Origin of the sequence: Enterococcus cecorum DSM 20682 = ATCC 43198, from assembly GCF_000407565.1 — a bacterium.
Lineage (GTDB): Bacteria > Bacillota > Bacilli > Lactobacillales > Enterococcaceae > Enterococcus_E > Enterococcus_E cecorum.
This window is the reverse complement of sequence record NZ_ASWI01000004.1, coordinates 938080-963286: the sequence shown is the minus strand read 5'-3', so window position 1 is coordinate 963286 and position 25207 is coordinate 938080. Positions and strand designations below refer to the sequence as shown.

Sequence of the window (25207 nt, the reverse complement as noted above, 5' to 3'; positions counted from 1 at the left end):
AGTATATGAAAACTTTATTAAAAAATGGACGAATGGTTACAAAAGAAAATACCTGTCATCAAGTAGATATTTGGGTAGAGGATAAAAAGGTTTTCGCTATCGGATTAGATTTTGCAGAAAAAGACTTTGATCAGGTGATTGATTTAAAAGGAAAATTAGTTATGCCAGGTTTGGTTGATGTGCATGTTCATTTTAGAGAACCTGGTTTTACGTATAAAGAAACGATTTTAACAGGAAGTCAAGCAGCGGCAAGAGGTGGTTTCACCAGTGTCTGTGCGATGCCAAATCTAGATCCAGTTCCAGATAGTGTAGAGAATTTTCAAAAAGTTCAGGAAATAATTGATCGTGATGCTTGTGTGAAAGTGTATCAATATGCTTCTATAACTGAAAAACTAAGAAGTGAAGTGTTAACGGATCAAGTGGGACTTAAAGCTGCGGGTGCCTTTGCTTTTACGAATGATGGTGTTGGTGTTCAAACAGCTGGAACCATGTATTTGGCCATGAAAGAAGCTGCTAAAAATAATATGGCCATCGTGGCTCACACAGAAGACGAATCACTTTTATTTGGTGGCGTGATGCATGCTGGCAAACGTGCAGAAGAATTGGGTTTACCAGGAATTTTAAGTGCGACAGAAAGTTCTCAAATTGCCCGTGATTTAATCTTAGCCGAAGAAACTGGGGTTCACTATCATGTTTGTCACGTCTCAACGAAAGAAAGTGTGCGAATTATTCGTGAGGCCAAAAAAGCTGGGGTTCATGTGACTTGTGAAGTTTGTCCGCACCATCTACTGTTAAATGATATGGATATTCCTGAAGATCATGGCTTTTGGAAGATGAATCCGCCATTAAGAGCGAGTGAAGATCAGCAAGCATTAATTGAAGGACTATTAGATGGTACGATTGATTGTATTTCAACCGACCACGCTCCTCATGGACATGATGAAAAATGTCAATCTTTCTTAAAAGCGCCATTTGGAATTGTTGGTTCTGAGTATGCCTTTCAGTTAATTTATACAAAATTTGTTAAGACAGGTATTTTCACTTTAGAACAAGTCATGAATTGGATGGCTATCAAACCAGCAGAAATATTTGCGTTACAAGCAGGTCAATTAACTGTTGGTAGTCAAGCGGACATTGCAGTATTTGATATTGATCATGAATATGTGATTGATGCGGCTAATTTTAAATCAAAAGCTGATAATACGCCGTTTACAGGTTGGAAATTATTCGGTGATACCTATCTAACCATGGTGGATGGTCAAATTGTCTATCAAAAGGAGGCAAACAACTAATGAAACGTTGGTTAATTTTAGAAGATGGGACGCATTTTGTTGGTGAAGGCTTTGGCGCGACAAATAGTGTGGTTGGTGAACTGGTTTTTACTACAAGTATGACCGGTTATCAAGAAACCATCACTGATCAAAGTTTTAATGGACAAATCATTACTTTTACCTATCCAATGGTGGGAAATTACGGGGTTAATCGTGATGACTATGAATCAATTGCACCTACTTGTAAAGGGGTTGTAGTAAAAGAACATGCTAGACGTGGAAGCAATTGGCGTAATCAAATGACTTTAGATGAATTTTTAAAGCGTAAAGGAATTCCAGGCATTTCAGGGATTGATACTCGTGCTTTAACGCGTAAAATTCGTCAACATGGAACGATGAAAGCAAGTATTGTAGATGCAGCTGATGATTTCAATCATGCTTATGACCAATTAAAAGCAGCTGTTCTTCCAACGAATCAAGTCGCTCAAGTCTCTACTGCTAAGCCATATCCAAGCCCTGGTACTGGATTAAATGTAGTAGTGATAGATTTTGGCTTGAAACATAGTATCATGCGAGAGTTCTCAAAACGTCAATGTAATTTAACGGTTTTACCTTATAATACGACTGCTAAAGAAATATTAGAATTATCTCCAGATGGTGTCATGCTGACAAATGGGCCAGGAGATCCTAAGAGTGTCCCAGAAGCCATTGAGATGATTCAAGGAATTCAAGGAAAAGTGCCGATTTTTGGTATTTGTTTAGGTCATCAACTATTTTCATTAGCAAATGGTGCGGATACTTTTAAAATGAAATTCGGCCATCGCGGTTTAAATCATCCAGTAAGAGAAATCGCAACCGGCCGTGTCGACTTTACCTCACAAAATCATGGCTATGCAGTAGATGCCAATACGATTGATCCTGAAAAATTAATTGTAACGCACGTGGAAATTAATGATGGCACGATTGAAGGGGTTCGTCATCGCCACTATCCAGCTTTTAGTGTGCAATTCCACCCAGATGCTGCCCCTGGTCCGCATGACGCCTTATATTTATTTGATGAATTTATCGAAATGATGGAAGCATGGAAGGAGAAACAGAAAAATGCCTAAACGTACAGATATTTCAAAAATTTTAGTCATTGGTTCAGGGCCAATCATTATTGGACAAGCCGCTGAGTTTGACTATGCTGGCACACAAGCTTGTTTAGCTTTGAGAGAAGAAGGCTATGAAGTTATATTGGTAAACTCTAATCCAGCAACCATTATGACCGACCGCGAAATTGCTGATAAAGTGTACATTGAGCCGATTACTTATGAGTTTTTAGCGCGAATATTACGTAAAGAACAACCAGATGCCATTTTACCAACATTAGGTGGACAAACTGGTTTAAACATGGCGATGGAATTATCTAAATCAGGAATTTTGGAAGAATTAGGAATCGAATTATTAGGGACTAAGCTTTCAGCCATTGACCAAGCAGAAGACCGTGATTTATTCAAACAATTAATGGAAGATTTAAACCAACCTATTCCTGAATCGACTATCATCAATAGCGTGGATGCTGCAGTTGATTTTGCCAATGAAATCGGCTATCCAGTCATTGTTAGACCAGCATTTACTTTAGGTGGAACTGGTGGCGGAATGTGTAATAATGAAGAAGAACTCCGTCAAATTGCCGAAAATGGCTTAACACTTTCTCCAGTTACGCAATGTTTAATTGAACGCAGTATTGCAGGATTTAAAGAAATTGAATATGAAGTGATGCGAGATAGTGCGGATAATGCCATTGTGGTATGTAATATGGAGAACTTTGACCCAGTTGGTATTCATACCGGTGATTCGATTGTTTTTGCACCAAGCCAAACTTTATCTGATATTGAATACCAAATGTTACGGGATGCTTCTCTATCCATCATTCGTGCCTTGAAAATTGAAGGAGGCTGTAACGTTCAATTAGCCTTAGATCCAAATAGCTTTAATTATTATGTGATTGAGGTAAATCCTCGGGTTTCTCGTTCTTCTGCCTTAGCAAGTAAAGCAACGGGTTATCCAATCGCCAAATTAGCAGCAAAAATTGCAGTAGGGTTAACCTTAGATGAAATGAAAAATCCTGTCACTGGTACTACTTATGCTGAATTTGAACCAGCTTTAGACTATGTGGTCGCTAAGATTCCGCGTTGGCCATTTGATAAATTTGAAACTGGTGAACGTCTACTTGGTACACAAATGAAAGCAACTGGGGAAGTCATGGCAATTGGGCGTAATATTGAAGAATCACTGTTAAAAGCTGTGCGTTCACTAGAAATTGGTTGTATCCATGTTGAAATTCCTGAATTGGGTCAAGTCGATGACGCACATTTAATGAATCGTATTGTTAAGGCCCAGGATGATCGTCTATTTTACTTAGCGGAGGCTTTACGTCGTGGATTTACCATTGAAGAGTTACATCAAATGACAAAAATTGACTTATTCTTCCTTGATAAATTATTGCATATTATCGAAATTGAACAACAGTTGAAAGAAACAGTAAAAGATGTCGATACTTTACGTTTAGCCAAACAAAATGGTTTTGCAGATAAAAAGATTGCTGAGCTATGGCAAATGACGATTGAAGAGGTCCGCCAATTTAGATCAGCCAATCAAATTAAACCTGTTTATAAAATGGTTGATACTTGTGCGGCTGAATTTGAATCAAGTACACCATACTTCTATAGTACTTATGAATTTGAAAATGAATCGATTCGCTCGCCTAAAGACTCAGTATTAGTGTTAGGCTCAGGTCCTATCCGTATCGGTCAAGGGGTAGAGTTTGACTATGCGACCGTTCATTCGGTTAAAGCGATTCAAAAAGCTGGTTATGAAGCTGTCATTATGAATAGTAATCCTGAAACAGTTTCTACAGATTTTTCAATTTCAGATAAACTATACTTTGAACCATTGACGATTGAAGATGTTTTAAATGTGATTGAATTAGAACAACCAATTGGCGTGATTGTACAATTTGGTGGGCAAACTGCGATTAATTTAGCTGAACAATTAGTAAAAAATGGCGTTAATATTTTAGGTACGCAAATTGAAGATCTTGATCGTGCGGAAAATCGTGATTTATTTGAACAAGCCTTAAAAGATTTAAATATTCCACAGCCACCTGGTGATACCGCGACGAATAAAGCTGAGGCCGTAGAAATTGCAAAACGTATTGGATATCCGGTACTAGTCCGTCCAAGTTATGTCTTGGGAGGTCGTGCGATGGAAATTGTCCAAAATCAAGCCGACTTAGAAGACTATATGGAAAATGCGGTTAAAGCTTCTCCAGAACATCCCGTTTTAGTGGACCGTTATTTGGTTGGTAAAGAATGCGAAGTCGATGCAATCAGTGATGGTAAAAATGTCTTAATCCCTGGAATCATGGAGCACATCGAACGTGCCGGTGTCCACTCAGGAGATTCAATGGCTGTTTATCCACCACAAACTTTATCACCAGAACAAATTCAAACGATTGAAGACTATACTAAGCGACTAGCCATTGGTTTAAATTGTGTGGGCATGATGAATATCCAGTTTGTTATTCACGATGATCAAGTTTATGTCATTGAAGTCAATCCGCGAGCAAGTCGTACTGTACCATTCTTAAGTAAAGTAACTGGTATTCCTATGGCGCAAGTAGCAACTAGAGCGATTCTAGGGGAAGATTTGGCAGAAATGGGCTATCCAAACGGGTTATATCCAACTAGTGAAAACGTTCATATTAAAGCACCGGTCTTTTCATTTACGAAATTGTTAAAAGTAGATACGTATTTAGGACCTGAGATGAAGTCAACGGGTGAAGTTATGGGTTCAGATAAAAATCTGGAAAAAGCCTTGTATAAAGCTTTTGAGGCGAGTGGTCTGCATATTCCAAGTTTTGGCACTGTTTTATTTACCATTGCAGATGATAGTAAAGAAGAAGCACTTTCCTTAGCCAAACGTTTTGTCGAGATTGGCTTTAGTATTTTAGCCACTTCAGGAACAGCGAAATACTTTGAGCAAAATGGTATCAAATGTAAGACAGTGGCTAAGATTCATCAAGCCTTTGAAAAACATGTGATTGACTATATTCGTGATGGTAGCTTACAGATGGTGATTAACACGATGGATAAAAATCGTCAAAATAATGCTGAAGATGGCTTCCATATCCGCCGTGAATCTGTTGAACATGGTGTGCCGCTTTTCACTTCATTAGATACAGCTGATGCAATCTTAAAAGTGATGGAATCTCAAGCATTTACTACGCAAGCAATTTAACGTTAAAGATAGGCAAGGTCATTCTTGCTTATCTTTTAAAATGATGGCAGGAAAGGAAAGGTAGTGGCATGAAACAAGAATTAATGACAGTAGTCTCAAATCACCAACTTGCACCTAAAATTTTTGAATTAGTCTTAACCGGACAATTGGTCAAGCAAATGCATCATCCAGGACAATTTTTACATTTACGTGTCCCACAAGCAGATTTGTTATTACGTCGACCAATTAGTATTAATCAAATCAATCAAGAAAAACAAACAGTGACTTTAATCTATCGTGTACAAGGACAAGGGACACAAGTTTTCTCTCAATTACAAGCAGGCGATCAATTAGATTGTATGGGGCCTTTAGGTAATGGATTTAGTCTTGAGGGTGTTCATTCAGGTGATGAGGTCTACATTATTGGCGGTGGGATTGGCATTCCGCCATTATATGAACTATCCAAACGATTAATCGAAAAAGGAGTACGCCCTGTGCATTTCTTAGGTTATGCCAATGGTGAAGTGAGCTATTATATTGATGAATTTCAAGCTCTTGGTCGCACGTTGATTGCTACAGATGATGGTTCGATTGGCTTTAAGGGAAATGTTGGCCAGCTTTTAGATGATTATTTATCAAAAAATACAGAAATGCCAAAAGCAGTTTTCACTTGTGGCAACAATGGGATGTTAAAAAAAGTAGAAAGCTTATTTTATCAAAAAGTAGCCGATGTTCAACTCTCTTTGGAATCAAGAATGGCTTGCGGAATGGGTGCATGTTATGCCTGTGTCTGTCATAAAAAAGATGATCCAACCAAACAAACAAGTGTGAAAGTTTGTGATGAGGGACCAATTTTTCAAGCTGGGACGGTGATTTACTAATGAATCGATTACAAGTCAAACTACCTGGATTAGATCTGAAAAATCCAATTATGCCCGCTTCTGGTTGCTTCGGATTTGGGAAAGAATATGCAAAATATTATGATATTGAACAGCTCGGGGCAGTCATGATTAAAGCGACCACGCCTCTTGCTCGCTTTGGTAATCCTACGCCGCGTGTGGCAGAAACACCCAGTGGCATGTTAAATGCGATAGGCTTACAAAATCCTGGCTTAGAAGTTGTCATGAATGAAATCTTGCCTTATTTAGCAAAAGAATTCCCACGATTACCAATTATTGCCAATGTTGCTGGTTCTACAAAAGAAGATTACATCGAGGTTTGTGGTAAAATTGGGGATGCCAAAAATGTACATGCCATCGAGTTAAATGTTTCTTGTCCAAATGTCAAACATGGCGGAATTGCATTTGGTACTAATCCTGAAGTGATATTTGATTTAGTCACTGCGGTTAAAAAGGTCAGTAGTGTACCAATTTATGTCAAACTTTCACCAAATGTTACGGATATCATTCCAATTGCTCAAGCGGTTGAAAGTGCTGGTGCTGATGGCTTCTCAATGATTAATACTTTATTAGGGATGCGCATTGATTTAAATACCCGAAAACCAATTTTAGCTAATCAAACAGGTGGCTTGTCTGGTCCGGCTATTAAACCAGTAGCTATTCGCTTAATTCATCAAGTAGCGAGCGTTTCTGATTTACCTATTATTGGGATGGGGGGCGTAATGCATGTTGATGATGTCATTGAAATGTATCTTGCTGGAGCGAGTGCCGTAGCGGTAGGCACAGCGAACTTCACGGACCCTTATATTTGTCTAAAATTAATTGAGGCCTTACCAAAGCGGATGGATGAACTAGGAATTGAAAGTCTATCCCAATTCATTCAAGAAGTGAGAGAGGAAAAGAAAAATGCAAGAAAATAGACCTATCATTGCCTTAGATTTTGCTTCTAAAGCGCAAATCGAACAATTTTTAGCGAAATTCCCTGCAGACGAATCACTATTTGTGAAAATTGGGATGGAATTATTTTATCAAGAAGGCCCAGCGATTGTCCAATTTTTAAAAGAACAAGGTCATGATATTTTTTTAGATTTAAAATTACATGATATTCCTAACACGGTCGAGAAAGCCATGAAAGGAATTGCTAAACTTGGCGTAAAATTAACCAATGTTCATGCCGCAGGTGGCATTCAAATGATGCAAGCGGCACTAAAAGGACTAACGGAAGGAAGCAATGGAGAGGTACCAATGTTAATTGCAGTTACGCAGCTCACTTCTACTAGCCAAGAACAGATGAACCAAGAACAAAAAATTCCTGGTGATTTATTGGCAAGTGTTATCAATTACGCCAAATGTAGCCAACAAGCTGGTTTAGCAGGAGTGGTTTGCTCGGCTTTAGAAGCTAGTGCCATCCACCAAGCAACGAGTGACGCCTTTGTCTGCTTAACACCTGGTATTCGTCCAAGTGGCAGTCAAGTTGGTGATCAAAAACGAGTCGTAACCCCAGCCTTAGCCAAAGCGTATGGTGCTAATTTTATCGTGGTGGGAAGACCAATTACTCAAGCTGTGAATCCTTATGAAGCTTACCAAGCAATAAAAAAAGAATGGAATGGTGAAGAATGAGTCTATCAATTGAACAACAAGTAGCACAAAATTTATTAGCGATTAAGGCGGTATTTTTAAGCCCAAATGAACCCTTTACTTGGGCGAGTGGGATTAAGAGTCCAATTTATTGTGATAACCGTTTAACGATGAGTTTCCCTAAGGTTCGTCGTTTAATTGCCAAGGGATTAGCTGAAAAAATCAAAAAGCAATTTCCTGACGTAGAAGTAATTGCTGGCACTGCCACTGCTGGGATTCCGCATGCTGCCTGGGTAGCAGAAATTTTAGATTTACCAATGGTGTATATCCGTAGTAAAGCGAAAGATCATGGAAAAGGCAATCAAATTGAAGGTCAAATTACCCCTGGTCAAAAAATGGTTGTAATTGAAGATTTAATTTCTACAGGTGGAAGTGTACTAGAAGCATGTCAGGCAGCCAAACGAGAAGGAGCTGATGTCTTAGGGGTAGCAGCTATCTTTACCTATGAATTACCAAAAGGAGCGACTAATTTTAACACAGCAAAATTACCACTTGTTACCTTGACCAATTATACAACGCTTATTCAAACTGCTCTTGAAGAAGGTTATATTTCAGAGGATGACTTAGCTTTACTTACAGCTTGGAAACACGATCCAGAAAATTGGTTAAAATAATCCATTTTTGTTAATATAAGGATATCAGGCTAATCTTACTTTTAATCAATTGAAAAGTGAGTATTAGCCTTTTATTATAAAGGACGGTGAAAGCGATGCATCAAAATTTAGAGGTTTATTGGGATTATAGTGGGAATACTGGACCAGAATGTTGGCATTTATTGTGCGATAGATTTAAAAAAGGAGCGGAATTTGCCTATCAGTCTCCGATTCATTTAAAAAAGCAAGAAACAATAGCGATTCCAACATCAGAGAAGATTCAATTCTTTTATCAGAAACAAAAATTTACAGAGAAGGAATTCAAAAATACCATTCACTTTGTTCCTTTTGATCAACTTTCGCATTTGGTTTATCATGGTGAAAAATATTTTTTAACCGATATTCATTTTCATATGCCTAGTGAACATGTATTAGATGAAATTCAAGCCCCTTTAGAATTTCATTTGGTGCATACTAGTAAAAAACAAGTGAATCTGGTTGTGGGCATCTTATTTGAAACTGTCTTTATGTCAAATCACATATGTCACGATCATGGAGATGAAATTTGGGATTTTGATCATCATATTCAGTGGTTTAATCCGGATATCTTTTTACCAAATCAAAAAAGTTATTATCATTATGTCGGTTCCTTAACAACACCGCCTACTGTAGGACCGATTCAGTGGTTTATTTTTGATGAAGTAGGACAAATGAATAGCGAATTTATTAAAATGTTTAAAAATGAGCTACTTCTTAAAAATAATCGCCCGTTACAGAAGAGAAAAGGACGCTTGATTTATTATCACGAAGAATAACAAAAACGTTATCTGACCTATTCGGAAAGATAACGTTTTTTCTTTATTGTTTTCTTAAACGTTCGATAACATCAGCTTTAGGTGTGACAAAGTTAGTTGTTTGATTAGTGTAGATGACAAAGCCCGGTTTTGCACCATTTGGTTTCTTGATATATTTGACTTGTACACAATCGACAGGCACTTGGGCTGAATAGCGATATTTTGAGAAGTAGGCAGCTAGTTCACTTGCTTCTAATATATCTTGATCACTTGGTTGGTCCGTTTTTAAAATGACATGTGATCCAGGTATATCTTTGGTATGGAACCAGTAATCCGTTTTTCTAGCTTGCTTTAAGGTTAATTGATCATTTTGTAAATTATTTTTACCGACTAAAATTTCGATCCCACTTGATGTTTGATAGCTATCTGGTTTACTTGGTGTTGCTTTTTTACTTCCTTTGATTTGTTTGTTTTTTAAATAGCCTTGACTGACTAGTTCTTCACGAATTCCCTGTAATTCAGTTGGTTCAGCTAGTTCTAATTGTGCTAGAACAGATTCAAGATAATCGATTTCGGCTTTTGCTTCATCAATTTGTTCGTGAATTAATTTGACTGCATTGCGCAATTTTTGATAGCGTTGAAAATATTTTTGCGCATTTTGATTAGCAGACAAGGCTGGATTTAATACGATTGTTAATGGCTGATTATTTTCGTAATAATTATCTAAAGTTACTTTTTCAGCTCCTTTGGGTACTTGTGACATGAAAGTAGTAAGCAATTCGCCTTTTTGTCTTAAAATTTCAGCATTTTCGGATTCTGCTAATGTTTGTTCACGTTTTTTGAGCTTGGTTTGATTGCGACTCAGCTCATTTTCTACTTTTTTGATTAATTCATTCCCTTGTTGGCGTACGCGATCTCGTTGGGCTTTATCATGGTAAAAGGCTTCAAGTAATTCGCTTAAGGTATTAAATTCCTGAATTTCTTCAGCTTTGTTTGTTTGGTAAGTATAATTGATTGGACTAAAAAATTCTTTTTGATTGATACGTGTTAAAGTTGGCTGAACTTGTTTTAACTCTTGAAAGAATGTTTGCCAAACTAGGATTTTATCGTTTGGATGTTGTTGCAAACGATAAATTAACTCACTAGCGGTATCTTTTCCAAGTCCTTGAAAGCTTTGTTGCAAGTATTTGGTATTTAATTCATTGGTTTGAGAGAGTAATTCAAATAGCTGTACTTTATCGATGGTAAATGGATTGGCTGCTGTTTGCTTTGGTGGATGGACATATTCGACACCGGGAAGTAATTGGCGGTAACTATTTTGTGAGCTGCCGATATGTTTAATGGCATCTAAAATTTTACCTGTTTGTTTGTTCACTAAGCAAATCGTACTATGTCTGCCCATAAGTTCCACAATCAAAATAATTTCTTGCATATCTCCGAGTTCATCGCGCTTTTTGATATGAAAATGTACAACCCGATCATTGTCGATTTGTTCTAGAAAATCTAAAATGGCACCGTCTAGATATTTTCTAAGCATCATAATAAAATTTGGCGGTGTATCTGGATTAACATAAGGGGTTTGTGTTAATTGGATACGTGCATAACTTGGATGCGCAGAGATTAATAATTTATGATTTTTTCCTTGTGAGCGGATTGTTAAGATAATTTCATTTTCATAAGGTTGATGAATTTTACTGATTCGACCACCACTTAGTTGTTGATTTAATTCATCAACCATTAAGTGGGTAAAGATTCCATCAAATGACATATACTTTCCTCGTTTCTTTCAGATTACTATACTTATTATAGCTAAGTTCTTATTAAAAATAAAATATAATCTCTATTATCTAGATGTATTTGTATTATGAAACTAATAGAGAAGGATTAAAAATTTCTCATTTTTTTATTGACGAGTCTTAAAAATTTTTGTATATTAGAACCATCAAATTTAGGAGGTCGTCATTATGAAATTATCAAAACAAAACACTGCATACAAAGCATGGCGTTTTTGGCGTAGATAAGATTGTATTGAGGACAATTCCATAGATACAATCTTTTTGATGAACGAAAAAGTTTGTATCTATGCCGGTTATAATTGAATTTACCCGCATAGATGTCGATCCTATGCGGTTTTTGTTTAGGCAATTTCCAAATAGGAGGTTGCTTTTTTATTTTTTAAAAGATGAAATTTAAATGAGTTAGGAGAAATGAATGATGAAAAATAAGGGATTAATCGCTAGTGTCGTTGTGATTATTGCCGTTGTAATTGGCTTTTTTATCTATCAAACAATGAATACACCAGCAAAAACGGCAAAAAAAGCTGAGGATAAAGTGCAAACAGTCGGTATTTTACAGTTTGTTTCACATCCAGCTTTAGATACGATTACAAAGGGAGTGAAAGATGCTTTAAAAGAAGCTGGCTATAAAGAAGGTAAGAATTTAAAGATTGTCTTTCAAAATGGTCAAGCCGATCAAAGTAAATTAGCGACTATGAGTCAACAGTTAGTCGACAAAAAAGCCGATGTATTGGTTGGGGTTGCGACACCAGCTGCCCAAAGTTTAGCGAATACGACTAAAGATATTCCAATTGTTTTAGGGGCAGTTACTGATCCTGTGGGGGCAAAATTGGTCGCTAGTTTAGACAATCCTGGAGGAAATGTTACTGGAGTATCTGACCAACCACCAGTCGCTTCTCAAATTAAATTAGGTAAAGAATTATTGCCAGATGCGAAAACAGTAGGGATGCTTTACTCATCAACAGAAGTCAATTCAAAATATCAAGTGAATGAAGCTAGCAAAACAGCGGAATCACTTGGGATGGCAGTGAAAGAATATCCAGTTGCTTCAACCAATGAAATTGCGCAAACCGTTCAAGTGATGAGTCAAAATGTTGATTTTATTTATATCCCTCTTGATAATACGATTGCCAATGCGATGCAAGCAGTAGTTGGAGAAGCAAATAAATCTAAAACACCAATTATTACTTCAGTAGATACGATGGTTGAACAAGGTGGTTTAGCAACTGTTGGGATTGATCAATATACTTTAGGTAAGAAAACAGGGCAAATGGTCGTGCAGATTCTAAAAGGTGCTGATCCTTCTGTAACGCCAGTCTATACCTTTAAAGAAGGTGTGACCGTCTTGAATGAAAAACAAGCCGAATTTTTAGGTATTCAAATTCCAGATAATCTGAAAAAAGAGGCACAAATTGTAGGCAATAAATAATAAACATGATATAGTGAAATAGGTCTGACTTGGACTTATTTCACTTATTTTAAATTTTTTGATGATAACGCTTGGAGGTTAAAATGATTATTTCAGCAATTGGTCAAGGGCTTTTATGGAGTGTCCTTGGTCTAGGTATCTTTATGACCTATCGTATTTTAAATTTCCCGGATATGACGACAGAAGGTTCATTTCCTTTGGGTGGGGCAGTCTGTGTTACAGCAATTACGCATGGGATTTCACCAGTATTAGCAACTCTATTAGGAATTTTAGCTGGTATGGGGGCCGGACTCGTGACAGGCCTGCTTTATACGAAAGGCAAAATTCCGGTTATTTTAGCAGGAATTTTAGTCATGTCTGGGCTAAACTCTGTAATGCTATTTGTGATGCAGTCTCCAAACCTTTCATTATTACACCAACAGCGACTTTTTGACTTTTTTAATAAGATGCCTCTTCCAGATTATTTTGATATTGTTTTTATGGGCTTCATCATTGTTGCGATTATCGTTGCATTATTATATTTCTTTTTTGATACGCATTTAGGACAAGCCTATATTGCGACGGGTGATAATGAAACGATGGCCAAATCATTAGGAATCCATACAGATGCGATGAAAATTTTAGGTTTAGTTTTGTCTAATGGCGTGATTGCTTTATCTGGAGCCTTAATTGCGCAACACGATGGTTATGCAGATGTCTCTAAAGGTGTAGGGGTAATTGTTATTGGTTTGGCTTCGATTATCATTGGTGAAGTATTATATGGAAATTTAACTTTATTTGAACGTTTAATAGCCATTGTGATTGGTAGTATTATTTATCAATTATTAATTCTCTTCGTTATTAAGGTTGGTTTCCCTACAACATACATCAAGATTTTCTCATCCATGATATTAGCGATTTGTCTATTAATTCCACAATTGAGAAAAGCACTGAACTTAAAGACAGGTTTAGAGGGGATGAGTAAATGAGTATGTTACGATTAGAAAATATTACTAAAATCATTCATAATGGTAGCAATGAAGAAAAAGTACTATTGGATCATATTGATTTTCAGGTTAATGCCAGTGATTTTGTGACGGTTTTAGGAGGAAATGGTGCCGGCAAGAGTACACTTTTTAATACGATTTCGGGGAGTTTACCAGCTACTTCCGGTAAGATTTTTATCGATAATCAAGAAGTCACGCATCTTAGTGAAGAATTAAGAGCACCTTTTATTGCTCGCGTTTTCCAAGATCCTAAAATGGGGACTGCACCTAGAATGACTGTAGCTGAAAATTTATTATTAGCAAAATTCCGTGGGCAAAAACGGAGCTTAAAGTTAAGAAAGCTTGGACAATATCAAGAGGAATTCTATCAATTATGTGCCCAAATCGGAAATGGACTCGAAGCCCATCTGCAAAGTGCGACCGGTGATTTATCTGGCGGACAAAGACAAGCTTTAAGTTTATTAATGGCTACTATCCAATCACCAAAATTATTATTGCTTGATGAACATACAGCGGCATTGGATCCAAAAACAGCCAAACAATTAATGCATTTAACAGCTGAAATTGTTGAACAAAAGCAGTTAACTTGTATGATGATTACCCATCGCATGGAAGACGCACTGAAATATGGTAATCGTTTAATTGTATTGAAAAAAGGGAAGATTATTAAGGATTTATCAAATGAAGAAAAAGCAAAATTGACGATGAATGAAGTTTTACACTTTTTTGAAGATGACTTTATTTAGTTTATTCATTTATTTTTCACTTTTTTTAACAATTTCTCATTTTCCGTATTGACAATTGCATGTACACGGCTTATACTGTTATCAATCTTACATCAGTTTGGAGCGAATCGATATGAAAAAGAATAATCCGCAAAAACTGAATAATTTTTACTTTAGCTATTTTAGATAGGTTTGTATTCATATTCATTATGGGTACAAACGAAAAGTATGTTTGTATCTATGATGGCTAAAGCATTTAATCTTGCATACACTAGCCACGTAGAGATCGCAACAATCTACAGTGGCTTTTTTCTTTTAACGTACACTTTGATTGTTGTAGACATTTAAAGTGTACGTTTTTTATTTTATAAGGAGGGAAAACATGAAAAGTATTGAAGAAATCAGTGGACAAACTAGATTGGTTGGGTTTTATGCTAATCCTGCTCGTCACAGTTTATCTCCTAAAATGCATAATTTAAGCTTTTCAAAATTAGGCATTGATGCGGTCTATCTAGCGTTTGAAGTAACAAAAGAAGCTTTACCCACACAAATTCAAGCTATTCGTAATATGCAAATGTTAGGGGTAAATTTATCTATGCCCCATAAGGTTGCTGCACTAGACTACGTGGACGAACTTTCGCCAGCAGCCAAAATCATCGGTGCAATCAACACTATTGTGAATCATGAGGGAAAATTGATTGGGCATAATACAGATGGTATCGGATTTATTGCTAGTCTTGCTGAAAATCAAATTGATATCATTGGACAAACGATGACCATCATTGGTGCAGGCGGGGCAGCTACGGCGATGATTACCCAAGCGGCCTTAGATGGTGTAAAACAAATCTATGTACTGAATCGTCCAAGTGCTCATTTTAAAACTTATCAAGAAAAAATACAGGCAATTATGCAAGCGACGAATTGTCCAATTGAGCTCATTTCACTTGAAGACCAACCACTTGTTTATCAAGCAGTGAACAAGAGTCAATTATTGGTGAATGCAACGAGTGTCGGGATGTACCCTAATGTTGATGAACTACCAATTGATAAAGAAGTTTTAAGAGCTGATTTGCCTGTATATGATGCCATTTATCATCCAAGAGAAACCAAATTGTTAAAAGTGGCTGCAGCAAAAGGCGCGTTGACGATCAATGGACTTGGCATGTTGTTACATCAGGGCGCAGCGGCATTTAAATTATGGACAAACCAAGAGATGCCAGTAGATTATGTGAAGGAACATTTATTTTAAAAAGGAAAAATAGAAAGGATGTTGGTCAAATGATTATTATTATGAAACCGAGAGCAACAAAAGAACAATTAAACAAAGTGATTCAAAGAGTGGAAGCGGAAGGATTAACCTATCAATTAAACCAAGGAAGTGAACAAGTTGTTTTAGGTTTGATCGGTGATACACGTTCTATTCAAGATGTGGCCTTTTTAAGTTATGAAGGTGTTGAAAAAACTATGCGTATTTCAAACACTTATAAATTAACTTCTCGTGAATTCCACCCGCAAGATACGGTGGTTGATGTGGATGGTGTGAAAATAGGCGATGGTTCTTTTGTTACTATGGCAGGCCCCTGTTCGATTGAAGGTTTAGAGCAAATTCGTGAAACAGCAAGAATGGCTAAAGCGGGTGGAGCGAAAATCTTACGTGGTGGTGCTTTCAAACCAAGAACGTCTCCTTATGCTTTCCAAGGGTTAGGCGAAGAAGGCTTGAAATATATTCGTCAAGCAGCGGATGAGTTTGATATGAAAGTCATTACTGAAGTGATGGATGAAGCCCACATAGATATGGTTGCTCATTACAGTGATATTATTCAAATCGGTGCTCGTAATATGCAAAACTTTAAATTATTATCTGCAGTTGGGAAAACAGGTAAACCCATTGGCCTAAAACGTGGAATTTCTGGTACAATAGATGAGTGGTTAAATGCAGCAGAGTATATTGCAGTTGAAGAAAAAAGTCCGGTTATCTTTATTGAACGTGGTATTCGTACTTATGAAACAGCTACAAGAAATACGTTTGACTTGAGTGCTGTACCTTTAATCAAAAAATTAAGTCATTTTCCAATCATTGTTGATCCAAGTCATGGTACCGGTGTGTGGGATTTAGTCACTCCGATGGCAAGAGCTGGGGTTGCTGCTGGTGCTGATGGGATGATTGTTGAAATTCATCCAGATCCACAAAATGCGTGGTCAGATGGCATGCAATCATTAAATGAAAAGACCTATTTGCAAATGATGAAAGAAGTCAATATTTTAGTGGATGCAATGAAGAAAATCAAACAAATTGAAGCTTAAGGGGCGATTTTATGTTAGCAGTCAATTTACCAAATCATAGTTATCAAATTATTGTTAAAAAAGGCGCGTTAGATAACTGTGGTCAATGGGTGAAATCTTTATGGAAAGAGCAAAAAATTGCCATTATTACGGATAGCAATGTAGAAAAATTATATGCAGACAAAGTCAAGCAAGAATTAAATGATGTTGGCTTTGAAGCAGAAGTCTTGGTGGTTCCGGCTGGAGAAAAATCTAAATCTTTACAATGTGCTAGTGATTTGTATGATCAATTAGCCGATTTAGGTTTTACTAGAAGTGATGGAATTATTGCTTTAGGTGGTGGCGTAGTAGGCGATTTAGCTGGTTTTGTGGCTTCAACCTTTATGCGTGGCCTTCATTTCTTGCAAATTCCAACTACACTTTTAGCTCAAGTTGATTCCAGTATTGGCGGAAAAACAGCGGTCAATACCCAAAAGGCGAAAAATTTAGTGGGAACCTTTACCCAACCTGATGGCGTCTTAATTGATCCTTTTGTATTGAAAACCTTAGATGACCGCCGGATTCGTGAAGGAATTGCTGAAATTGTCAAATCTGCAGCGATTGCGGATAAAGTGCTTTGGGAATTTTTAGGGACGCTTTCTGATGAACATGATTTATTAAACCATGCCGAAAAAGTCATTACGGCAGCATTAAACGTCAAGAAAAAAGTCGTTGAAGAAGATGTTTTTGATCATGGAAGTCGCTTAACTTTGAATTTTGGTCATACCATTGGACATGCCATTGAAAATACCGCAGGTTATGGTGTGGTCAGTCACGGTGAAGGAGTAGCAATCGGGATGATGATGATAAATTCGCATGCTGAAGCGCTTGGACTTTCACCAAAAAATTCTACTCAAGCGTTAAAAACGATGCTAGAAAGATTCCATTTACCAACGAGCTATCCTGAACTAGATGCACAAGCTATTTATACGGCGATTACGCATGATAAAAAGGCGCGTGGAAGCCAATTGAAGATTATTACCTTAAAAGAAATTGGCCAAGCGCAAATCACACCAATTCCAATAGAGAATATTAAAGAATACATTAAAGGAGAGAATTAATTTATGCGCTACTTTACAGCTGGAGAATCACACGGACCAGAGTTGACAGCAATTATTGAAGGATTACCTGCAGGCATGCCTTTAACAGTAGAAGATATCAATACAGAATTAGCAAGAAGACAAACCGGCTATGGCCGTGGTGGCAGAATGTTAATTGAAAAAGACCAAGTTCGCATTACTTCTGGTGTTAGACATGGTAAGACTTTGGGATCACCCGTCACTTTAGTCGTTGAAAATAAAGACTGGAAAAACTGGACAACGGTCATGAGTGTCAGTGAAGTTGAAGAAAAGGAACGTCATTTGCGTCGTGTGGCTAAACCTCGTCCAGGACATGCGGATTTAGTAGGTGGTATGAAGTATCATCACCGTGATTTGCGTAATGTATTGGAACGTTCTTCCGCGCGTGAAACAACGATGCGCGTGGCAATTGGTGCAGTATGTAAGAAATTATTGTCTTTACTAGATATTACTGTAGCTGGCCATGTTGTAAAACTAGGTGGGATTAGCGTCAATCCAGAAAATTATCCAAGCGTGGCTGAAATCAAAGCCATCTCAGAAAAGTCAGAATTACGCGTCATTGATCCAAGTGTGGAACAAGCGATGAAAGACTTAATCGACCAAACCAAGAAAAATGGCGATACGATTGGCGGAATTGTGGAAGTACAACTGGATAATGTTCCTGCTGGATTAGGAAGCTATGTTCAATGGGATAAAAAGCTAGATGCAAAAATTGCTCAAGCGGTGGTTAGTATCAATGCCTTTAAAGCGGTCGAATTTGGTATCGGTTTTGAGATGGCAAATTTACCAGGTTCTCAAGTCATGGATGAAATTCAATGGGATCAAGAAAAGGGCTATACCCGTAAAACCAATCGCTTAGGTGGCTTTGAAGGTGGTATGACAAATGGTGAGACATTGATTGTACATGGTGTGATGAAACCAATTCCTACTTTGTATAAACCATTACTGAGTGTGGATATTGATACCAAAGAACCATACAAAGCAAGTATCGAACGCTCAGATTCAACGGCAGTCCCAGCAGCAAGTGTCGTGTGTGAAAATGTTGTGGCAACTGTGGTAGCTGGTGAAATATTAGAAAAATTTGCCAGTGATTCCTTTGAAGAATTAGTAGAAGAGGTTAGTCGTTATCGTGAATACCTTAAAGCATACTAAGCAAATTCTAGTGATAGGTCTAGGCTTAATCGGAGGATCTTTAGCCAAATGCATTCGTCTTGCTCATCCGGATTATCACATTATTGGTTTTGATGCTAATCTCACTTCTGGGAAAACAGCGGTTAAACGAGGAGTTATTGATAAATTTACCCAAAACTTACAGGAAGCTGCGCAAACTTCAGATATTATCTTGTTAGCAGTGCCTGTTAAGATTTCCTTGGATTATCTGAAACAATTAAATCAATACTCCTTAAAAGAATCAGTTTTAGTTACAGATGCAGGTAGTACCAAGTGTGAGATTAGTGAATTTGCGCAGAACTTAAATTTTGATTTTATCGGTGGACATCCTATGGCAGGTTCACATAAATCAGGGATTCAAGCAAGCGATGTGAATCTTTTTGAAAATGCTTATTATATTTTCACCCCATTTGATAAACAAAATCCGCGTGTAGCTGAATTAACAGATTTATTTAGTGGGACAAGAGCCAAACAAATTATTTTAACACCGCAAGAGCACGATGAGATCACGGCGATGCTTAGTCATTTACCGCATATTATTGCCGCAGCTTTGGTGAATCAAGCGGATCAATTTAATCAACTTCATCCGCATGCCAAAAGATTAGCTGCTGGCGGATTTAGAGATATCACACGGATTGCTTCTTCAGATCCTAAAATGTGGACAGATATTTTATTGAGTAATCAAACGTCTTTAATTCATTTGATTGATCAATGGCAAGAAAAAATGGCTGAAGTAAAGTCTTGGTTAACATCTGATAACCAAACACAAATTTATCAGTTTTTTGAAAATGCGAAAGATACCAGAGGTCGCTTGCCGGTTCATAGCAATGGTGCGATTCCGGCCTTCCATGATTTATTCATTGATGTGCCAGATAAACCAGGGGTCATCGCCGAAGTAACCACTTTATTGGGGCAAGCCAATTTGTCGATTATAAATATTAAGATTTTAGAAACGCGTGAAGATATTATCGGGGTTTTACAAGTTTCCTTTAAGAATCAGGCCGATCTTTTAGCGGGTAAAGCCTGTATCGAAGCCAATACCCCTTATCATTGTAGAGTAAAGTAAAAATAGAAAGAAGGATATTATGGAGTTACTACGTGCAAAACAGTTAAATGGTCAAATCGAAGTTCCAGCCGATAAATCTATTTCCCATCGCAGTATTATGTTTGGGGCGATTGCAAAAGGCACGACAACTGTTAAGAATTTTCTGCGTGGGGAAGATTGTTTAAGTACTTTAAATGGCTTTAAAGAATTAGGGGTTCCGATTGAAGATGATGGACAAACAATCACTATTCAAGGAGTGGGATTTGAAGGATTAAAACCAGCTTTGGGTCCAATTGATTTAGGTAATTCTGGTACAAGTATCCGTTTGATGATGGGAATATTAGCAGGAACAAATTTTCAAACAACCCTATTTGGCGATGAATATTTAAATCGTCGTCCCATGCAACGGGTGATGGCACCGCTCAATCAAATGGGCGCTCATCTAGTTGGCTTTGAAAATACGCAATATCCGCCAATTAGTATTCAAGGTGCAAAATTAGCTCCGATTACTTATGAAATGCCCGTCGCAAGTGCTCAAGTAAAATCAGCCATTATTTTTGCGGCCTTACAAGCTCAAGGAACTTCTACCATTATTGAAAAAGAACCTTCTAGAAATCATACAGAACAAATGATTAAACAGTTTGGCGGTGAGATTGAAGTATCAGGAAAAACGATTCGTGTTACAGGTCCACAACAACTTACTGGACAAGAAGTGATTGTGCCGGGGGATATTTCATCAGCAGCTTTCTTTATCGTGGCAGCCGCAATTTTGAAAAACAGTCAAGTAGTCTTAAAAAATGTGGGGATTAATCCAACGCGTACTGGTATTTTAGATGTGTTAGAAGCGATGGGCGGTACATTTGAACTCAGTGAAATCGATGAAGCCAATGAATCTGCAACGATTACTGTTTCTTCGTCTACGCTTAAGGCGACCACTATCCAAGGGGCGGATATCCCACGTTTAATTGATGAGTTACCAATCATTGCTTTATTAGCCACACAAGCTGAAGGCACGACCATTATTAAAGATGCTCAAGAATTAAAAGTAAAAGAAACCAATCGGATTGATGCAACCTGTGAAGAGCTACAAAAACTAGGTGCCAATATTGAACCAACTGATGATGGCATGATTATTCATGGTCCAGTTCAATTACATGGTGGAAAAGTAAGTTCTCGAGGGGATCATCGCATTGGTATGATGTTACAGATTGCTGCACTTTTAACAGAGAAGATAGTCGAATTAGACAAGGCTGAAGCTGTAGCCGTTTCTTATCCACATTTCTTTGAAGATTTAGCTAGTTTAATAAATTAAAAGAGGGTTAAATGTGAAAACAACAATAGTATTAGTAGGATATATGGGTGCTGGTAAGAGTACTGTTGCAAAATTATTAGCTGAAAAATTAGCTATGCCGATTGTAGATTTGGACAAAAAAATTGAAGAAAGTGCACAGTTGTCTATTCCTGATATTTTTGCCAAACAAGGAGAAGCTGCCTTTCGAAAATTAGAATCACAAGTTTTACAAGAGTCTTTACAACAAACAGGAATTATCGCGACAGGTGGAGGCGTTGTGCTCTCTAAAACCAATCGTGATCTTTTAAAGGATGCTTGGGTGGTGTTTTTAGATTGTCAAGGCGATGTTCTTGTTAAGCGAATTTTCGGGGATAAGCAAAACATTCGCCCCGTGGTCCAAAATAAAACGGCTGAGCAAATCAAAGGAATTTATCAAGAGCGCAAACCTTTTTATGATGAGGTTGCGTCATTAACTATTGATACTTCAAGCTTAACTGTAGATGAAGTGGTGCAACAAATTATTCAAGCACAGCAAACGATTGGCTATTTAGGTCCGGTCAATTCCTTTTCTTTTCAAGCGTTAAAACAAGTCGTTGATCATCAAAAAGTGGTAGAATTTGCTTCTATTCCACTATGTATAGATGCTTTATTAAAGGAAAAACTTGATTTTGCCTTGGTTCCAATTGAAAATTCGCTTGAAGGTTCTGTCCATGCTAGTGTGGATCGTTTGTATGATCAAAAAGAGTGTTACGTGCAAGCTGAAATTGTCTTACCCATCCATCAACAACTGATTGGTTATGATGCAAAACAAATCAAGAAAATCTTATCGCATCCACAAGCTTTAGCCCAATGTCAAAAGTATATTGAAGAGCATTTTCCTTGCGCTTTCTTAGAACCCGTTCAGTCAACTACAGCTGCGGTGCTTGAAATTGCGCAAAGAAAAGATAAAAGTTTAGCTGCAATTGCCGGTAAACAAGCAGCCAAATTTTATCAAGTGCCAATTTTAGCTTCAAATATACAAGATAATGACTTTAATCAGACACGATTTTGGATTTTAGGAAAGAAGCATTTCGATACTTCACGGTTAACAACCAGTGAGCAAAAATTAACATTGTATATCACTTTACCTAAAGACAGTCCGGGGGCTTTACATAAAGTATTAGCTGCATTTGCTTGGCGTGATTTAAACTTAGTAAAGATTGAGTCCCGACCACAAAAAACCAAATTAGGAGAGTACTTCTTTATTGTTGATTTACAAGTTAATCGTCCACATATCTTGTATCAAAATGCGATAGAAGAGTTAGAAGCATTAGGCTGTGTGGTACAGAATTTAGGAATGTATCCAGTTTTACATCACAGCTAATTTGGATGTGAAAATTTTAAAAAATATTAAATCCTCCCCATTCCAGATTCGTTTATAGGTAAACTATGCTACAATGGATTTGACTTAGGTGGAGGTTATTTTTTATGAATCGAATGGAAAAAAATAAAAAATTGCGCGATGAATTACGTCAATCTGAACAGCATGCGAATCGCTTTGCTCGTAAAACAAGAAATCGGCACGAAGAACAAGCGCATCATTTTGAAGAGGATACTCATCGAAATGTTGAAAATAGCTATGAAAATCAACAACAAATATATCAAAAACAGCTCCAACATCATCATGAACATCACCAAAATGTGCATTCTACTAAGAAGTTACGAAAAAAACATCATCCATTCAGAAAGTTATTTGTTCTCTTACTTTTGATCGTTTTGGGTGCAGGGGCTTATAGTGTATATGGTTATCAAAAAGGGTATAATGAAGCCAAAAAAGAAAAGCATACCCAATCAGCTCAAACGTTTCATGGCGTTACTTCTAGTGATGGTTCCGAGAATATTTTATTGATTGGTAATGATAGTCGTGACGGTGAGAATTCACGTTCAGATAGCATCATGGTCTTGCACATAGGAAATTCACTTAATAGTAAACCTAAAATTATTTCCTTTATGCGTGATACTTATGTGACAATTCCTGGCGTAGGGGATAATAAGATTAATGCTTCTTATGCCTATGGTGGGGCAGAATTATTACGTGAGACTTTAAAACAAAACTTTAATATTGATTGTAAGTATTATTTTTTAGTTGATTTTAAAACATTTGAGAAGGTAATTGATGCACTATTTCCAGATGGCGTACAAATTGATGCTGAAAAAGATATGAGTGCCTATATTGATGTGCCAATTAAAAAAGGACCACAAAAAATGAATGGCTTTACGCTATTACAATATGCGCGGTTTAGAATGGATGAAGAAGGCGATTTTGGCCGAGTACGACGTCAACAACAAGTGATGAATGAGGTTTTCAAACAAGTTAAAAGTTTTTCAGCAATTTCTAAAATGCCTTATGCAGCAGGAAAAGTGATGGGTTATTCACCCAATGATATTCCAATGAGCTTTATTTTAAAACATGGTTTGATTGCGGCTAAAAATGCAAATGGGATTCAACGTTTGAGTATTCCTGTAGATAATTCATGGCAATATGGTGAAAGCTATGAAGCTGGCAGTTATTTAGAAGTGGATAAAAAAATGAATCAAGATGCCATTGAAAACTTTTTGAAAAATTAACTGAATTTCATTTTATTTACAACTTATTTATGCTATAGTTAATATAATATGACTAATATATTGAAATGAGGATTTATAATTCTATGAAATTAGCAATTGTTACGGATAGTACGGCTTTTATACCAACAGCTATTAGTAATCATCCGGATATATATATATTACCAATCCCTGTTATTTTAGATGGCAAGATATATAATGAAGGCATTGATATCCATGCAGATGAATATTATGATCTCCTTAAAGCCTCTAAAGAATTCCCGACTACTTCTCAACCAGCTTTAGGTGAAGTGGTTAGTTTATATGAGAAATTAGCAAAAGAAGGTTACACTGATATCATTAGTATCCATTTATCAGGCGGGATTTCTGGTTTTGTCAATACCTTATTTGCTTTACAAGGAACGATTGAGGGAATCAATATCCATCCATTTGATTCAAAAATTACTAGCATGCCAATGGGTAATATGGTTCAAAAAGCGCTTGAAATGAAAGATGCGGGCAAATCTATTGAAGAAATTTTGGATTATTTAGATTATATTCGCTCAAATACCCGCGCCTTCTTAATTGTCGATGATTTGAACAATTTAGTACGTGGTGGCCGTTTAACAAATGGGGCTGCGATTATTGGCGGTTTATTGAAGATTAAGCCGATTTTAACTTTTGAAGATGGTAAAATTGTCTTGCATGAAAAGATTCGTTCAAGTAAGAAAGCATTTGCTAAGGCAGAGGAACTAGTATTTGAAAGTGCACAACAATGTCCAGGTAAGGTAAAATATTATGTGATTCATGCCAATAATTTGGAAGTTGCGAAAGAGGAAAAGGCGAAGTTAGAAGCACAATTTCCTGATATTCAAGTAGAAATTGGTTACTTCGGTCCTGTAATTGGTACCCATTTAGGTGAAAAAGCAATCGGGTTAGCTTTTAGTGCAGAATAAAAAAATTAGCTAGATAGTTTTCTTACTATCTAGCTTTTTTTAATTCATGTGAGCGTGTCCATTGTCGATAGTAATGTTTGATAGAAAAAATGGGGTGACGGTATAACATGCGTGGGCCAGCATAGCGCATAATGACTTTCATTTGTTGACGGTATTTTTTCTGATAACAATGAACCGGGCATTTTTTACACGTTGTTTTCTTTTCACCAAAGCGACAAAAGGCAAGTCGGTCTAGCGCATAATTTAGCATTTCGTCTTTACTAATTTCATCGTTTGGATGTTTTTGATAGTAAAGTTGAATCATAATTGAAATTAATCTACTCTCTTCAGTAATTACAGGTCCAGTGTTTCTTTGTTTCACGATTTT

At 37.0% G+C, this 25207-nt stretch carries 22 protein-coding genes and 1 pseudogene; 21 read left to right on the top strand and 2 right to left on the bottom strand.

Features of this window, described 5'->3' with window-relative positions; all coding sequences use genetic code 11:
* Positions 1-5: 5 nt before the first annotated feature.
* The 8 genes from I567_RS10700 (at position 6) to I567_RS10665 (ending at position 9479) form a co-directional block, all read left to right on the top strand.
* Positions 6-1292 (top strand): dihydroorotase, encoded by a 1287-nt coding sequence (locus I567_RS10700; RefSeq protein ID WP_016252242.1) that lies wholly within the window; start codon positions 6-8, stop codon positions 1290-1292.
* A complete protein-coding gene (locus I567_RS10695) occupies positions 1292-2380 on the top strand; it encodes a carbamoyl phosphate synthase small subunit (RefSeq protein ID WP_016252241.1) in 1089 nt (362 codons plus the stop codon). The genes I567_RS10700 and I567_RS10695 overlap by 1 nt, the downstream gene beginning before the upstream one ends.
* The gene (gene carB, locus I567_RS10690) at positions 2373-5555 is read left to right on the top strand and encodes a carbamoyl-phosphate synthase large subunit (RefSeq protein WP_016252240.1); all 3183 of its coding nucleotides are present in this window, start codon (positions 2373-2375) and stop codon (positions 5553-5555) included. The genes I567_RS10695 and carB overlap by 8 nt, the downstream gene beginning before the upstream one ends.
* Before the next feature lie 68 nt (positions 5556-5623).
* Positions 5624-6415, top strand: a complete 792-nt coding sequence (locus I567_RS10685; protein WP_016252239.1) for a dihydroorotate dehydrogenase electron transfer subunit — start codon at positions 5624-5626, stop codon at positions 6413-6415.
* Positions 6415-7353, top strand: coding sequence for a dihydroorotate dehydrogenase (locus I567_RS10680; protein ID WP_016252238.1), 939 nt, complete (start codon positions 6415-6417; stop codon positions 7351-7353). The genes I567_RS10685 and I567_RS10680 overlap by 1 nt, the downstream gene beginning before the upstream one ends.
* The gene (pyrF, locus tag I567_RS10675) at positions 7340-8053 is read left to right on the top strand and encodes an orotidine-5'-phosphate decarboxylase (protein WP_016252237.1); all 714 of its coding nucleotides are present in this window, start codon (positions 7340-7342) and stop codon (positions 8051-8053) included. Before I567_RS10680 ends, pyrF begins: the two co-directional genes overlap by 14 nt.
* Positions 8050-8685, top strand: coding sequence for an orotate phosphoribosyltransferase (gene pyrE / locus I567_RS10670; RefSeq protein ID WP_016252236.1), 636 nt, complete (start codon positions 8050-8052; stop codon positions 8683-8685). The genes pyrF and pyrE overlap by 4 nt, the downstream gene beginning before the upstream one ends.
* Positions 8686-8780: 95 nt before the next feature.
* Positions 8781-9479: a carbonic anhydrase family protein gene (locus tag I567_RS10665; RefSeq protein ID WP_016252235.1), complete on the top strand. Its 699-nt coding sequence runs from the start codon at positions 8781-8783 to the stop codon at positions 9477-9479.
* A gap of 43 nt (positions 9480-9522) precedes the next feature.
* Here the strand turns inward: I567_RS10665 and efbA are convergent, their stop codons facing one another.
* On the bottom strand, positions 9523-11226 hold the full coding sequence (efbA, locus tag I567_RS10660; RefSeq protein WP_016252234.1) for a fibronectin-binding protein EfbA: 1704 nt from the start codon (positions 11224-11226) through the stop codon (positions 9523-9525).
* A gap of 446 nt (positions 11227-11672) precedes the next feature.
* On the opposite strand from efbA, the gene trpX reads away from it, so the two are divergent.
* The 13 genes and pseudogenes from trpX to I567_RS10600 all read left to right on the top strand — a co-directional run bounded on the left by trpX (position 11673) and on the right by I567_RS10600 (position 24840).
* Positions 11673-12683: a tryptophan ABC transporter substrate-binding protein gene (gene trpX / locus I567_RS10655; RefSeq protein ID WP_026209918.1), complete on the top strand. Its 1011-nt coding sequence runs from the start codon at positions 11673-11675 to the stop codon at positions 12681-12683.
* Between the two features lie 83 nt (positions 12684-12766).
* Positions 12767-13651, top strand: a complete 885-nt coding sequence (locus tag I567_RS10650) for an ABC transporter permease (protein ID WP_016252232.1) — start codon at positions 12767-12769, stop codon at positions 13649-13651.
* The gene (locus I567_RS10645; protein ID WP_016252231.1) at positions 13648-14415 is read left to right on the top strand and encodes an ABC transporter ATP-binding protein; all 768 of its coding nucleotides are present in this window, start codon (positions 13648-13650) and stop codon (positions 14413-14415) included. Before I567_RS10650 ends, I567_RS10645 begins: the two co-directional genes overlap by 4 nt.
* Before the next feature lie 361 nt (positions 14416-14776).
* On the top strand, positions 14777-15643 hold the full coding sequence (gene aroE / locus I567_RS10640) for a shikimate dehydrogenase (protein WP_016252230.1): 867 nt from the start codon (positions 14777-14779) through the stop codon (positions 15641-15643).
* A 29-nt stretch (positions 15644-15672) separates the two neighbouring features.
* Positions 15673-16698: a 3-deoxy-7-phosphoheptulonate synthase gene (aroF, locus tag I567_RS10635; RefSeq protein ID WP_016252229.1), complete on the top strand. Its 1026-nt coding sequence runs from the start codon at positions 15673-15675 to the stop codon at positions 16696-16698.
* A gap of 11 nt (positions 16699-16709) precedes the next feature.
* Entirely contained in the window at positions 16710-17777 is a 1068-nt protein-coding gene (gene aroB, locus I567_RS10630; protein WP_016252228.1) for a 3-dehydroquinate synthase, read from the top strand.
* A 3-nt stretch (positions 17778-17780) separates the two neighbouring features.
* Positions 17781-18947 (top strand): chorismate synthase, encoded by a 1167-nt coding sequence (gene aroC / locus I567_RS10625; RefSeq protein ID WP_016252227.1) that lies wholly within the window; start codon positions 17781-17783, stop codon positions 18945-18947.
* Positions 18925-20031 carry a prephenate dehydrogenase gene (locus I567_RS10620; protein ID WP_016252226.1) on the top strand — a complete coding sequence of 369 codons (1107 nt, stop codon included), beginning with the start codon at positions 18925-18927 and terminating at the stop codon, positions 20029-20031. The genes aroC and I567_RS10620 overlap by 23 nt, the downstream gene beginning before the upstream one ends.
* Positions 20032-20050: 19 nt before the next feature.
* A complete protein-coding gene (aroA, locus tag I567_RS10615; protein WP_016252225.1) occupies positions 20051-21322 on the top strand; it encodes a 3-phosphoshikimate 1-carboxyvinyltransferase in 1272 nt (423 codons plus the stop codon).
* 13 nt (positions 21323-21335) lie between these two features.
* Positions 21336-21818, top strand: a pseudogene (locus tag I567_RS12980) (shikimate kinase); the annotation flags it as partial.
* Positions 21819-21839: 21 nt separating this feature from the next.
* Positions 21840-22664: a prephenate dehydratase gene (gene pheA / locus I567_RS12975; protein ID WP_034863815.1), complete on the top strand. Its 825-nt coding sequence runs from the start codon at positions 21840-21842 to the stop codon at positions 22662-22664.
* Between the two features lie 104 nt (positions 22665-22768).
* Complete coding sequence (locus I567_RS10605; RefSeq protein ID WP_016252223.1) at positions 22769-23908, top strand: LCP family protein; 1140 nt, start codon at positions 22769-22771, stop codon at positions 23906-23908.
* Positions 23909-23991: 83 nt separating this feature from the next.
* Positions 23992-24840, top strand: a complete 849-nt coding sequence (locus I567_RS10600; protein WP_016252222.1) for a DegV family protein — start codon at positions 23992-23994, stop codon at positions 24838-24840.
* Between the two features lie 25 nt (positions 24841-24865).
* On the opposite strand, the gene I567_RS10595 is transcribed toward I567_RS10600, so the two are convergent.
* Positions 24866-25201 carry a nitrous oxide-stimulated promoter family protein gene (locus I567_RS10595; protein WP_016252221.1) on the bottom strand — a complete coding sequence of 112 codons (336 nt, stop codon included), beginning with the start codon at positions 25199-25201 and terminating at the stop codon, positions 24866-24868.
* Between the last annotated feature and the right edge of the window lie 6 nt (positions 25202-25207).